At 70.6% G+C, this 13,399-nt stretch carries 9 protein-coding genes; 7 read left to right on the plus strand and 2 right to left on the minus strand.

What is annotated here, in order from left to right; translation table 11 throughout:
- Positions 1 to 119: 119 nt before the first annotated feature.
- Together ACXAHD_RS27415 and ACXAHD_RS27420 are read right to left on the minus strand one after the other, a co-directional pair.
- Positions 120 to 1,469, minus strand: a complete 1,350-nt coding sequence (locus tag ACXAHD_RS27415; protein ID WP_475054167.1) for an ABC transporter substrate-binding protein — start codon at positions 1,467 to 1,469, stop codon at positions 120 to 122.
- A gap of 18 nt (positions 1,470 to 1,487) precedes the next feature.
- A complete protein-coding gene (locus ACXAHD_RS27420; RefSeq protein WP_281552925.1) occupies positions 1,488 to 2,522 on the minus strand; it encodes a LacI family DNA-binding transcriptional regulator in 1,035 nt (344 codons plus the stop codon).
- 269 nt (positions 2,523 to 2,791) lie between these two features.
- Here ACXAHD_RS27420 and ACXAHD_RS27425 point away from each other — a divergent pair, with 269 nt between their 5' ends.
- The 7 genes from ACXAHD_RS27425 (at position 2,792) to ACXAHD_RS27455 (ending at position 13,260) form a co-directional block, all read left to right on the plus strand.
- Positions 2,792 to 4,120 (plus strand): Gfo/Idh/MocA family protein, encoded by a 1,329-nt coding sequence (locus tag ACXAHD_RS27425; protein ID WP_475054169.1) that lies wholly within the window; start codon positions 2,792 to 2,794, stop codon positions 4,118 to 4,120.
- An 84-nt stretch (positions 4,121 to 4,204) separates the two neighbouring features.
- Positions 4,205 to 5,674, plus strand: a complete 1,470-nt coding sequence (uxaC, locus tag ACXAHD_RS27430) for a glucuronate isomerase (RefSeq protein WP_281552927.1) — start codon at positions 4,205 to 4,207, stop codon at positions 5,672 to 5,674.
- The gene (locus ACXAHD_RS27435; protein WP_281552928.1) at positions 5,671 to 6,981 is read left to right on the plus strand and encodes an enolase C-terminal domain-like protein; all 1,311 of its coding nucleotides are present in this window, start codon (positions 5,671 to 5,673) and stop codon (positions 6,979 to 6,981) included. Before uxaC ends, ACXAHD_RS27435 begins: the two co-directional genes overlap by 4 nt.
- Complete coding sequence (locus ACXAHD_RS27440) at positions 6,972 to 8,468, plus strand: mannitol dehydrogenase family protein (RefSeq protein ID WP_475054173.1); 1,497 nt, start codon at positions 6,972 to 6,974, stop codon at positions 8,466 to 8,468. Before ACXAHD_RS27435 ends, ACXAHD_RS27440 begins: the two co-directional genes overlap by 10 nt.
- 31 nt (positions 8,469 to 8,499) lie before the next feature.
- Positions 8,500 to 9,684, plus strand: coding sequence for a Gfo/Idh/MocA family protein (locus tag ACXAHD_RS27445; RefSeq protein WP_281552930.1), 1,185 nt, complete (start codon positions 8,500 to 8,502; stop codon positions 9,682 to 9,684).
- 256 nt (positions 9,685 to 9,940) lie between these two features.
- The gene (locus ACXAHD_RS27450; protein ID WP_281555816.1) at positions 9,941 to 11,293 is read left to right on the plus strand and encodes a pectate lyase family protein; all 1,353 of its coding nucleotides are present in this window, start codon (positions 9,941 to 9,943) and stop codon (positions 11,291 to 11,293) included.
- Positions 11,294 to 11,424: 131 nt separating this feature from the next.
- Positions 11,425 to 13,260, plus strand: coding sequence for a 3-keto-alpha-glucoside-1,2-lyase-like domain-containing protein (locus ACXAHD_RS27455; RefSeq protein WP_475054176.1), 1,836 nt, complete (start codon positions 11,425 to 11,427; stop codon positions 13,258 to 13,260).
- The last annotated feature ends 139 nt before the right edge of the window (positions 13,261 to 13,399 follow it).

Consider the following 13,399-nt stretch of genomic DNA (forward strand, 5'->3'; position numbering starts at 1 on the left):
TTCGTCACCTGTATTTTTCCCCCCCCTTCCCCCCCCCCCCCCCCCCCTCTCCCCCCTCCCCCCCCCCCCCCCCCCCCCCCCCCCCCCCCCCCCCCCCGACCGCGCAAGTCCGGCCCGGACTACTCGAGGGTGGCTTCGGCCTGTCGGAAGAACTCCGCGGCGGCGTCGGCCGGGCTGGCCTGGCCGTAGGTGACGCTCTCGGCGACCGTGGTCAGGGTCGACCGCAGCGGTCCGTGGCCCTGTGGCGGCGGTGCCGGTGCCGGGCCCATCTGCGGGATCAGCGCGTTCTCGAACTCGACCGTCGCGGTCATGTACGGGTCGTCGAGACCCGCCTGGACCGTCTCCCGGTTGTCGATGTTGGACGGCAGGCCCCGGTCGACGCCGAGGATCTGCGCCGCCTCCGGGTCGTTGGCCAGGAAGTTGATGACGTCGGCGACGACCTCCGGGTGCTCGGTGGAGCGCGACCCGGCCCAGTACAGCGACGCCCGCGCCCACTGGCCCTTCGGGTCACCGGGGTAGGCCACCATGCCGAGTTCGCTCTCGGTCGACTTGCCCAGCTCGGAGAGCTGGTTGGACCACATGAACGAGGTGGCCCCCTTGCCCGTCACCACCAGCTGGTCGGAGACGCCGCCGCCGACCGCCTCGTGCACCACGTCGGCCGGCGGGGTTGCCCCGGCCTCCCGGGCGTCCAGCCAGAACTGGAACCACTCGGTGAGGTCGGCCTCGGTGAAGGCGAGCTGCGGCCCGTCGTAGAACTCCTTGCCCTGTGAGCGCAGCCACAGCCAGAGCGCCTTGTAGTCGGAGCTGGGGTCCATCGCGCCCCAGTATCCGTCGCCGGCCGCCTCGGTCACCTGGGTGCCCCAGGCGATGAACTCGTCGTAGGTCCAGCCGGTCTCCGGCTCCGGCAGGCCGAGCTCAGTGATCTTCGTCTTGTCGTACACCAGGGCCGGGGTGTTCTCGCCGGCGGCCACGGCGACCTGCTTGCCGTCGATCTGCCCGTACTGGGTCAGGCTCTCCGGGTGGTTGCTCAGGTCGATGTCGCCGGAGGAGACGAACGGCGTCAGGTCCAGGGTGACGTTGCGGCCGGCGTACTCGGCCAGGCCGTTGTCGTCGATCTGGAAGATGTCCGGCGCGTTACCGCCGGCCGAAATGGTGGCCAGCTTGTCGTAGTAGCCGGTGAACGCCTGCCAGGTCGGGTTGATGGTGACGTTAGGGTTCTTCTCCTCGTACAGGTCGAGGGCCTGCTCGGTGAGTTCGGCACGGGACTCGCCGCCCCACCAGAAGAACTCGATGGTGACCGGCGCGTCCGAGTCGCTCGACGCGTCGTCGTCGCCGCAGGCGGCGGCGCCGAGGACCAGCGGCACGACGGCGGTGGCGGCGATGCCGCGCAGCAGGCGGCGCCGGCCGAAGGGGGTACGGTGAGCACGCGTGGCAGGCGTGTTCGCCGTCGGTGATGTTGCGGGGTGCATTGCGCTCACTCCTTGGGGTTAGGAGGCGACATCGGCCGGCGCGGCGGCAGCCGCGTCGCCCGGGTCCGCATGGCTGTGCGGCCCCGGGCCCGTCGAGTCGCGGATGACCAACTCGGTCTGGAGCGTTACCTGGGCGGTGGTGCGACGGTCGTCGCCATGCTGGAGCAGCATGTCGACGGCCGCCCGACCGGCGGCCGCGTTCGGTGTGGCCACCGTCGTCAATTTGGGTCGGGTGAGCCGGCTCAGCGCGATGTCGTCGATGCCGACCACGCTGATGTCCCGGGGCACCGCGACCCCGTGTGCGTCGAGCCCTTCGATCAGGCCGATCGCCATCAGGTCGTTGTAGGCGAGCACGGCGGTCACCTCTGCCCGGCGGACCTGTTCCGCCGCGGCGATGCCGCCGCCCTCGGTGGGCGGGTTGGGGCCGATCACGGTCAACGTGACGTCCGCCGAGCGGGCCGCCGAGGTGGCGGTCCGCCGGATCTCCCGGTTGGTCCACGACCCGCGCGGGCCGCCGAGCAGCGCGATCCGCCGGTGGCCGAGGCCGATCAGGTGCTCGACGGCGAGCCGGGCACCCTGGCCGACGTCGATCACCACGTTCGGCAGGCCGGTCACCTGCCGGTTGATCACCACCAGCGGTACGTCCCGGCTGAGCTGCTCGATCAGGCTGTTGCTCATCCGGGGGCTGCACAGCAGCACCCCGTCGACCTGCTTGGCGAGGGCGTGGACCAACTCCTCCTCGACCGCCGGGTCCTCGTTCGTGTCGGTGACGAAGATGTGGTAGTCGCGGTGCCGGGCCTGGCTTTCCGCCGCCTTGATCAGGGGCGGGAAGAACGGGTTGGCGATGTCGGCAACGATCAGCCCGATGTTGTGGGTCCGGCCGGTGATCAGCGCGCGGGCCGCCCGGTTGGGGCGGTAGCCGAGATGCTCCGCGCAGGCCAGCACCCGGCTGCGGGTCTCCGGGTTGACCAGATGCGGTGCCGAGAACGTGCGGGACACGGTGGAGATGTGCACTCCGCAGGCCCGTGCGACGTCTCGAATGGTGGCTGGCACGCGTCGTCCTTCATCGATGTGGTCGCCGTCCGGTACGGGCGGCGACCGGTGTGGCTGGGGTCACGTTGGTTCGCCAATTAATGCAAACGGTTGCTCAGGTGTCAACGGTCTTCGATTGCGGATTTGTTGCGGCCGTGGTCATGCCAGGTGTTCGAATCCTCGTGTAACCCCTTAAATCGGGCAGGATGGTTTCCGGGCATTGACGAAGGTGTCCGTCTCATGACAGCTTCTGCTGCAAACCTTTGCAGCCAACCCGGAGGCGGAGCAGGATGTCCCCAGAACCCGATCGGCGGCTGCGCTACGCGCTCGTCGGCACCGGCGCCCGCGCCGAGATGTTCGTCCGGTCCCTGGTCCTCGACTACCGGGACAGCGCCGAACTCGTCGCCTTCGCCGACAGCAACCAGGCCCGGATGGACGCGCACAACGCCTGGCTGGAGGAGCTCGGTCGCGACGCAGTGCCCACCTACCCGGCCAGCGAGTTCGTGACCATGCTGAGCAAGGAACGGGTGGACGTCGTCCTGGTCACCACCGTCGACCGGGTGCACGACGAGTACATCGTCGCCGCCCTGGACGCCGGCTGCGACGTGATAACCGAGAAGCCGATGACCGTGGATGTGCCGCGCTGCCGACGCATCCTCGACGCGGTGGCACGGACCGGGCGCACCGTACGGGTCGCCTTCAACTACCGGTACAACCCGCTGCACGAACGGGTCCGCCAGGTGCTCGCCGACGGCGAGATCGGCGAGATCGGCTCGGTGCACTTCGAGTGGCTGCTCGACGTGCGCCACGGTGCCGACTACTTCCGCCGCTGGCACCGCGACAAGGCCAACTCCGGCGGCCTGATGGTGCACAAGGCCAGCCACCACTTCGACCTGGTCAACTGGTGGCTGGACGCGACCCCGGTGCAGGTCTACGCGGCCGGCCGGCTGTTCTTCTACGGCGAGCCCGGCCGCCGGCACGGCTACGCCCGCGACTACGACCGGGCACACGGCGAGGTCGCCGCCGCCGGCGACCCGTTCGCCCTGCAGATGGCCGCCCACCCCCGGCTGCGCGCGCTCTACCTGGAGGCCGAGGCCGAGGACGGCTACCACCGTGACCAGAACGTCTTCGCCCCCGGCGTGACCATCGAGGACGACATGTCAGTGCTGGCCAGCTACTCCACCGGGGCCACGATGACGTACCACCTCACCGCGTACGCCCCCTGGGAGGGCTACCGGGTGATGTTCAACGGCAGCAAGGGTCGGCTCGAGCTGGAGGTGGTGGAGAGCGACTTCGTCAGCCCGTACGCCGCCGGCGAACTCAAGGGCGCCGCCCTGCACGGCGTCCAGGCGGCGGTGGAGGAGGGCTGGGCCAAGATCACCGTCCGGCCGTTCTGGGAGCAGCCCCGTCAGGTGCCGGTCGCCGGCTACACCCGGGCCGGGCACGGCGGTGCGGACGCCAAGATGACCGCGGTGCTGTTCGGCGGCGAGACCGACCCGATGGGCCGGGCCGCCACCGCCCGTGACGGTGCGCTCGCGCTGCTCACCGGGCTGGCCGCCAACCGGTCCTTCGAGACCGGCCAGCCGGTCCGGGTGTCAGACCTGCTCACCGTCGACTGACCGGCGGTCTGGCCACGGCGTACCGGCCGGCACCACCCACCACAGCGACGACCCCGATCCCGTACCCACGAGGAGCCTGCTTCCGTGTCCCCGCAACCCGACCGGTCGGACCAGCTGTTCCCGGCCGAACCCACCCAGCGGGCCATCGCCCGCGAGCTGTACGCGCACGCCCGGGACCTGCCGGTCATCTCGCCGCACGGCCACGTCGACCCGGTGCTGCTCGCCGACGACGAGCCGTTCCCCGACCCGGCGCGGCTGCTCGTCGTGCCGGACCACTACGTCACCCGGATGCTGCTCAGCCAGGGCGTCCCACCCGGCGAGCTCGGCGTACCCGTGCGTGCCGGGGTCCGGCCACGGCCACCGGCCGGTGACGGCGACTACGCCACCGAGACCGACGGCCGGGCGATCTGGCGCAAGCTGGCCGCCAACTGGCACCTGTTCCGGGGCACCCCGTCGCGACTGTGGCTGGAGAAGACGTTCGCCGAGGTGTTCGGGGTGGACGTTGTCCTCGGCCCGGACACCGCCGACGAGGTCTACGACACCATCGCGGCACGGCTGGCCGAACCGGCGTACCGGCCCCGGGCGCTGTTCGAGCGCTTCAACATCGAGGTGCTGGCCACCACCGAGTCGCCCCTGGACGATCTCGGCCGGCACGCCAAGCTGGCCGCGGACGGCTGGGGCGGCCCCGGCGGGCGGGTGATCACCACGTTCCGGCCGGACAACGTCGTCGACTTCGAGTTTGACGGCTGGTCCGACAACGTCGCCGCCCTCGGGGCGATCACCGGCGCCGACACCGGCACGTACGCCGGCTTCCTCGACGCGCTGCGGTCCCGGCGGCGGGCCTTCATCGCCGCCGGCGCGACCAGCTCCGACCACGGTCACCTGACCGCGCTCACCCTGCGGCTGGACCGGCGCGAGGCCGCCGAACTGTACGACCGGGGGCTGCGCGGCGTCGCCACCGCCGCCGACGCCGAGGCGTTCCGGGCCCACATGCTGGTCGAGTTCGCCCGCATGTCCATCGAGGACGGCCTGGTGATGCAGTTGCATCCAGGTTCGGTGCGCAACCACAACAAGTGGCTGTACGCCACCCACGGCCGAGACGTCGGCGGCGACATCCCGCAGGCCACCGAGTACCTGCACGCGCTGACCGCGCTGCTCGACGCGTACGGCAACGACCCGCGGCTGCGGATCGTCGTCTACACCCTCGACGAGTACACCTTCACCCGCGAGCTGGCCCCGCTCGCCGGCGGGTACGCCGCCCTCTACCTCGGCGCGCCCTGGTGGTTCCTGGACTCCCCGGAGGTGCTGCGCCGGTTCCGGGAAGCGGTCACCGAGACCGCCGGCTTCTACAACACCGCCGGCTTCGTCGACGACACCCGGGCGTTCTGCTCCATCCCGGCGCGCCACGACGTGGCCCGCCGGATCGACGCCGGCTTCCTCGCCCGGCTCGTCGCCGAGCACCGGCTCGGCCTCGACGAGGCCGCCGAGACCATCGTCGACCTGGCGTACCGGCTGCCCAAGCGGGTCTTCAAGATCGGGGAGAAGCTGCCATGACCGTCACCATCACCGGCGTCGACGTGCACGACGTACGGTTCCCGACCGCCGCGGCCGGCGACGGCTCCGACGCGATCAACCGGGGCGACTACTCGGCCACCTACGTCGAGCTGCGCACCGACTCGCCGGACGGGGTCTTCGGCGCCGGCTTCACCTTCACCAACGGCCGCGGCAACGAGATCACCTGCGCGGCGGTACGCGCATTGGCCCACCACGTCACCGGCCGGACCGTCGCCGAGATCGTCGCCGAACCGGTCGCCTTCTGGCGGTCGCTCACCGCCGACGTGCAGCTGCGCTGGCTCGGCCCGGAGAAGGGCGTCATCCACATGGCGTCCGGCGCGCTGGTCAATGCCGTCTGGGACCTGCGGGCCAAACTGGACGGCAAGCCGCTGTGGCGGCTGCTCGCCGAGATGCCGACCGACGAACTCGTCGCCAACATCGACTTCCACCACATCCGCGACGCGATCACGCCGGACGAGGCCGCCGCCATCCTGGACAAGGGGCTGACCGGCCAGTCCGACCGGCTCGCCGAGCTGCAGCGCGACGGCTTCCCGTCGTACACCACCTCGGTCGGCTGGCTCGGCTACCCCGACGACAAGGTCCGGGCGTTGACCCGGGCGGCGTACGCCGACGGCTGGCGGGCGATGAAGATGAAGGTCGGCGGCCCGATCGACGACGACGTACGCCGCGCCCGGATCATCCGCGCCGAGATCGGCCCGGACGCGCTGCTGATGATGGACGCCAACCAGGTGTGGGACGTCGACGAGGCGATCGCCAACATGGCCCGGCTCGTCGAGGTCGACCCGTACTGGATCGAGGAGCCGACGCACGCCGACGACGTGCTCGGCCACGCCCGGATCGCCGCCGCCGTCACCGAACTGTCCGACGGGCGCTGCCGGGTCGCCACCGGCGAGGTCGCCGCCAACCGGGTGATCTTCAAACAGCTGATGCAGGCTGAGGCGATCCGGGTGTGCCAGATCGACTCCTGCCGGATCGCCGGGGTCAACGAGGTGCTGTCGGTAATTCTGATGGCCGCCAAGTTCGGTGTGCCGATCTGCCCGCACGCCGGCGGCGTCGGCCTCTGCGAGTACGTGCAGCACCTGGCGATCTTCGACTACCTGCGGGCCGGCACCTCGCTGGACGGGCGGATGGTCGAGTACGTCGACCACCTGCACGAGCACTTCGTCGACCCGGTCCGCACCCGGGGCGGCCGCTACCTGGTGCCCGAACAGCCCGGTTACAGCGCCACGATGAAGCCGGCGTCGATCGCCGAGTTCTCCTTCCCGGACGGGCCGGTGTGGCGGTGAACGACGACATCCCGCTGCTCGGCCTGGACACCCTGGGCCGGGTGCCGGCCGACGCCCGACCGGTGGTCCGCCCCGGCGACGTCGGCGCCGGCATCGTCCACCTCGGACTAGGTGCCTTCCACCGGGCCCACCAGGCGGTCTACACCGAGCAGGCAGTCGCCACCGCCAGCGGTGACTGGGGCATCATCGGCGTCGCACCGCGCAACATCGACGTGGTGCGGCGGCTCACCGACCAGGACTGCCTGTTCAGCGTCACCACGCTGTCCGCCGCAGCGGCCAGGACCCGGGTCGTCGGTGCGCTCACCGGGGTCCGGCACGCCGCCAGCGACCCGGCGGCGGTGGTGGCCCTGCTGGCCGACCCGGCGATCCGGGTGGTCACGCTGACCGTCACCGAGAAGGCGTACCAGCTGGACCCGGTCACCGGGCGGCTGCGGCCGGACGAAGCGGTCGCCGCTGACCTGACCACCGACCGGGCGCCGACGACCGTGCCGGGTCTGCTGCTACGCGGGCTGGCCGCCCGCGCCGCCGCCGACGCCGGCCCGCTCGCCCTGGTCAGCTGCGACAACCTGCCGTCGAACGGACGCCGGCTTCACGGGCTGGTCACCGAGTCCCTGGCGTACGCGAAGGTGCCCGACGAGACCGCCGACTGGGTGCAGGCCAACGTCACCTTCCCCGGCACCATGGTCGACCGGATCGTGCCGGCCGCCACCGCGCAGACCCTGGCCGCCGCCCGGTCCGCGCTCGGCGTCAGCGACCTGGCGGCGATCGCCGGGGAGCCGTACACGCAGTGGGTGATCGAGGACGACTTCCCCGGCGGCCGGCCGGCCTGGCAGACCGCAGGGGCGGTGCTGACCAGCGACGCCGGCCCGTGGGAGCGGCTCAAGCTGCGCGGGCTCAACGGGGTGCACTCGGCCATCGCCTACCTCGGGGCGCTGGCCGGGCACGACACCATCGCCGAGGCGCTGGCCGGTATCCCCGGCCTGCCCGAGGTGCTGCGCCGGCTGATCGCCGAGGACGTCGCGACCAGCTTCACCCCGCCGGACGGGGTGTCGGTCGTCGGGTACGGCGAGTCGGTGCTGGAGCGGTTCGCCAACCCGGCGATCCGACACCGCACCATCCAGGTGGCGATGGACGGCTCGCAGAAGTTGCCGCAGCGGGTCCTGCACACCATCGCCGACCGGCGGGCGGCCGGCGACCGGCCGTACTGGTCGGCGCTGGTGGTCGCCGCCTGGATGCGGTTCGCCCAGGGGCGGGCCGACGACGGGGCCGAGTTGCCGCTGGACGACCCACTCGCCGCGCGGATCCGGGCGGCGCTGGCCGGGTCCGGGGGCACCCCGGCGGGCGTGGTGGCCGCGCTGCTCGGGCTCACCGAGGTGTTCCCACCCGAGCTGGCGGCCGACCCGGAGGTCCACGAGATGATCACGACCTGGCTGACCGCGCTGGACCGGCACGGGGTGGTCGGCGCGCTGACCGGCGCGGCCGGCTGACCGCGGTCGTCGACAGGTGGAGGTTCCCGACGTGAGGAGCACCCCGCCCCGGGTGGCCCTGATCGGTGCCAACGGGCACGGATTGTGGCACCGGCGGCAGATCGCCCCGCTGCACGACGCCGGCGAACTGCGCCTGGTCGGCCTGGTCGACGTACGGCCGGTCGAGCCGGCCCCCGACGCTCCGGTCCCGGACGGGGTGCAGGTCGACACCGACCACCGGCGGATGCTGGCGCAGACCCGGCCGGACGTGGTGGTGATCTGCACGCCGCCGTACACCCATCTGCCGATCGCGCTTGACGCGCTGGCCGCCGGCGCAGACCTGCTGCTGGAGAAGCCGCCGGTGCTGTCGCTGGACGAGCACCGGCGGCTGACCGCGGCGCTGGCCCGGCACGGCCGGGTCTGCCAGGTCGGTTTCCAGGCGCTCGGATCGGCGGCGTTGGCCGAGTTGACCGCGGCGGCCACCGGCGGTCGGCTCGGCTCGGTCACCGGCATCTCGACGGTCGCCTCCTGGCAGCGCGACGACGCGTACTACCGGCGGTCGCCGTGGGCCGGGCGGCGTACGGTCGACGGCCGGCCGTCGCTGGACGGGGCGCTGGCCAACCCGTTGGCGCACGCCACCATGCAGTGTCTGGCGGTAGCGGCGGCGGTGGATCCCAGCCCGCCGGTGCTGGTCGAGTTGGAGCGCTACCGGGTGCGGCCGATCGAGGTGGACGACACCGCGTCGATGCGGATCACCCTGGACTCGGGGCTGGCGATCGTGGCCGCGGTGACCCTGGCCGGTGAGGAGTTCATCCCCGGTGAGGTGCTGGTGCACGGCACGGCCGGCGCCGCGGTGCTGGAGTATCCGACGGACCGGCTGCGGCTGCCCGGCGAGCGATCGATGCGGCCGGTGCCGGGGCGGGCCGGGCTGCTGGAGAACCTGCTGGCGCACCGCAGGGATCCGTCCGGTGTACCGCTGATCGCCCCGCTGGCCCGGACCGAGGCGTTCACCGCGCTGTTGGAGGTGGTGCAGGACGCCCCGGAGCCGTGTCTGCTCGGTCCGGACCGGACGGTCGCGACCGGGGTGGCCGGAGCGGACCGGGTGCTGACGATCGAAGGGGTGAACGCGGTCGTCCGACGCGGTGCGGCCGAGCTGGCGCTGTTCTCCGAGCAGGAGGTGCCGTGGGCGGTCAGACCGTACCGGACCCGGCTGGCGCAGGGGGTGGTGGGCCGCTGACCTGGTCGGCGGAGAACGTACTGCAAATCGACGGCCGCCGCCGGTGCGCGAAGTCGGACAGATCAGTCGTCCCCTCGGCAAACTGATGCCGGGTAAATAGGTCTCGCCCGAATGTAATGCAAACAATCTGCAAACAATCTGCAAGCAGATTGCATTGACACATTTCGTGATGAAATTTATCGTTTGGGTTCAGGAAGATTGCGTCAGTGTTGCGTGATCGAGTCCAGACAATAGTTTGCGGAGTGTGGTAATGCGACTGAGGAGATTGACTGCCGCTGTTGCCGGAATCGCGATCGTGGCGGTGCTGCCGGCCCCGGCCGCCGCCGGCCGGGACACCGGTTCCGACCGGCTGTCCTGGACGGCCCGGTCGCTGGGCCGCCAGGCGTTGCCACCGAACGACGGCTGGGCGGCCGCCGGTGCCGGCACCACCGGAGGATCGGCAGCCAGCCAGGACAACGTTCACGTGGTCGACAGCCGAGCCGAGTTGATCGACGCCCTCGGCGGCGACAACGCCACCAACCGGAACAACGACACCCCGAAGATCATCTACATCAAGGGCACGGTCAACGGCTTCGAAGGCCCGGACGGCAACCTGCTGACCTGCGCCGACCTCGCCGACCCCGAGTACGACTTCGACGAGTTCCTGGTCACCTACGACCCGGCCGTCTGGGGATACGAGAACGACCCGAGTGGCCCGCTCGAGGACGCCCGTCGACGGTCGGTCACCAACCAGACCCGGTACACCCAGATCAACGTCGGAGCCAACACCACCATCATCGGGCTGCGCGGAGCCCGGCTGGAGAACCTGACCCTGATGGTGGACAGCGTCCGGAACGTCATCGTCCGCAACGTCGTCTTCGACGACGCGTACGACTGCTTTCCCGCCTGGTCGCCGGATGACGGCGACGCCGGCAACTGGAACTCCCAGTTCGACCTGATGTCGGTGCGTCGCTCGGAGAATGTCTGGGTCGACCACAACACCTTCACCGACGGCGACAACCCGGACAGCGCCCAACCGATCTACTTCGGCCGGCCGCTGCAGGTGCACGACGGAGCGCTCGACATCACCCACACAGCCAGCCTGGTGACCGTGTCCTACAACCGGTTCGACGGCCGGGACAAGGTCATGCTGATCGGCTCGTCGAACACTGTCGGCCCCGACGTCGGCCGGCTCAACGTCACCCTGCACCACAACGTCTTCGACGGCAGCCTGCAACGGCTGCCCCGGATCCGGTTCGGTCAGATCGACGTCTACAACAACCACTACGAACTGTCCGGCGACGATTTCGAGTACGCCGTCGGAGTAGGCGTACAGGGCGCACCGTACCTGGAGAACAACTCGTTCCGGCTGGGCTCCGGGATCGACACCGCCGACCTGCTGCACGACTGGGGCGGCACCGTGCTGACCGAGAAGGGCAGCTGGGTCGGGCAGGGTCACCGGCCGCTGCGCCCGGCCAGCCTGCTCGACGCGTACAACGCGGCGAACGAGCCGGACCTGGGCGACGACGCTGGCTGGACCCCGACCCTGCGGCACGGGGCGGTGCTGCCCACCGCGGTCGTCCCGATCTACACCCGGCTCACCGCGGGCGCCGGCAAGCTCCCGGTCTGACCTGTCGGCAGGCTGCCGGTCTGACTGACCAGCCCGGCCGGGTCACAAGCGGGGTGGGGCGGCGAGACGCCCGCCGGCCCACCCCTTTTCTCCGCACCGCCACCGGCGCGGTGCCAACCGAAGGAGTGCACGTGCAGAGCAGCACGGGTAGACGCCGTCGTGGACTGCTGGCCACGCTCGGCGCGAGCGCGGTCACCGCGACGCTGGTCCTCGCGGCGACCAGCGGCAACGCCCACGCCGCGACGTTGTTCCAGGCCGACTTCGAAAGCGGCGGCACCAGCGGCTGGTCCAAGTCCGGCGGCAGTTGGGAGGTCGTCTCCGACGGCAGCCAGGTGCTGCGGCAGGACAACACCGGCAGCAACCTGGCCCGGTTCTTCGCCGGCAGCACCAGTTGGACCGACTACCAACTGCAGGCCCGGGTCAAGCCGTTGTCGTTCAACGGATCCGACCGGTTCGTCGGCATCGCCTCCCGGGTCACCAGCAACACCAGGATGTACCGGTTGGCGCTGACCAGCAACAACCGCGCCGAGCTGCAGCTGGTCAACGGCAGCCAGATCACTGTGCTCGGCTCGGCGGCGCTGAGCGTGGCCACCGGCACCTGGTACACCCTGCGGATCGAGTCGAGCGGCAGCACCGTCCGCGGCTACGTCGACGGCAGCCAGATCGGCTCCGGCAGCGACGACTCATACGACTCCGGCCGGATAGCCCTGGTCACCGGCTACGCCGGGGCCAGCTACGACGACGTCAGGGTGGACACTCTCGGTTCCGTACCGGAACCGACGACCCCCGCGCCGACCACCGCACCCCCGACCAGCCCGCCGCCGACCACCGCACCCCCGACGAGCCCGCCGCCGACCACCGCGCCACCGACCAGCCCGCCGCCGTCCGGTGACACCCTGTACGTTGCACCGAACGGTAGCGACAGTGCGTCCGGGACGGTGTCCAACCCGACGACGCTCACCTCGGCGATCACCCGGATCGCACCCGGCGGCACGATCTACCTGCGTGGCGGCACCTACCGATACTCGCAGACCATCACCATCGCTCAGGGCAACAGCGGTACGTCCAGTGCCCGTAAGAACCTGTACGCCTACCCGGGCGAGACGCCGATCCTGAACTTCTCGGCACAGAGCGAGGACTCGGCCAACCGCGGGCTGGCGATCGGCGGGTCCTACTGGCACGTCTACGGCATCATCGTCGAACGGGCCGGCGACAACGGGATCCTGCTCGCTGGCAACCACAACATCATCGAACGGGTGGTCACCCGGCACAACCGGGACACCGGCCTGCAGCTGTCCCGGCTCATCGCCGGAGCACCGCGCGACCAGTGGCCGTCCAACAACCTGGTGTTGAGCTCGGTGTCGCACGACAATGTCGACTCCGACGGTGAGGACGCCGACGGATTCGCCCCGAAGCTCACCGTCGGTTCCGGCAACGTCTTCCGCTACACCGTGGCGCACAACAATATCGACGACGGCTACGACCTGTACACCAAGAGCGACACCGGGCCGATCGGCGCGGTGACGATCGAGCACTCCCTGGCGTACGACAACGGCACGCTCAGCAACGGTGGTCAGGCCGGCAACGGCGACCGCAACGGCTACAAACTCGGCGGCGAGGACATCGGCGTCAACCACACCATCCGGAGCAACATCGCGTACCGCAACGGCAAGCACGGGTTCACGTACAACCGCAACCTCGGCACGATGACGGTGTCGAACAACGTCAGCATCGGCAACGAGGAACGCAACTTCAACTTCGACGGCGGCAGCTCGGTGTTCCGCGGCAACACGTCGTGTGACAGCGGCTCGAACGACCGGATCATCGGCAACTCAGACAGCTCGAACCAGTTCTGGTCCGGCTCGAACGGCTCCCGGTGCTCGACGTACTCGGGCTCGTTGGGCTGGTCGTTCGCCTCGGACGGTCGTCTCGTGGTCACCTTCGGGGGACGGGTCGTTACACCGTGACCGGCTTCGTCCACTGACCAGGACCGTCCACCAGAAAGCGGTGGGGGGGGGGGGGGGGGGGGGGGGGGGAAGGGAAGAAACGAAAAGAAAAAAAAACGGGCCCGCCAAGAAAAAGAAGAAAGAGAGGATAAGAGGGGAG

Source organism: Micromonospora sp. ABR4_055, assembly GCF_056160425.1.

Excerpts from the sequence above, each read along its gene's own strand:
- ACXAHD_RS27435 (WP_281552928.1), top strand. The coding sequence starts at position 5,671 with ATGACCGTCACCATCACCGGCGTCGACGTGCACGACGTACGGTTCCCG.
- ACXAHD_RS27415 (WP_475054167.1), bottom strand. The coding sequence starts at position 1,469 with ATGCACCCCGCAACATCACCGACGGCGAACACGCCTGCCACGCGTGCT.
- ACXAHD_RS27425 (WP_475054169.1), top strand. The coding sequence starts at position 2,792 with ATGTCCCCAGAACCCGATCGGCGGCTGCGCTACGCGCTCGTCGGCACC.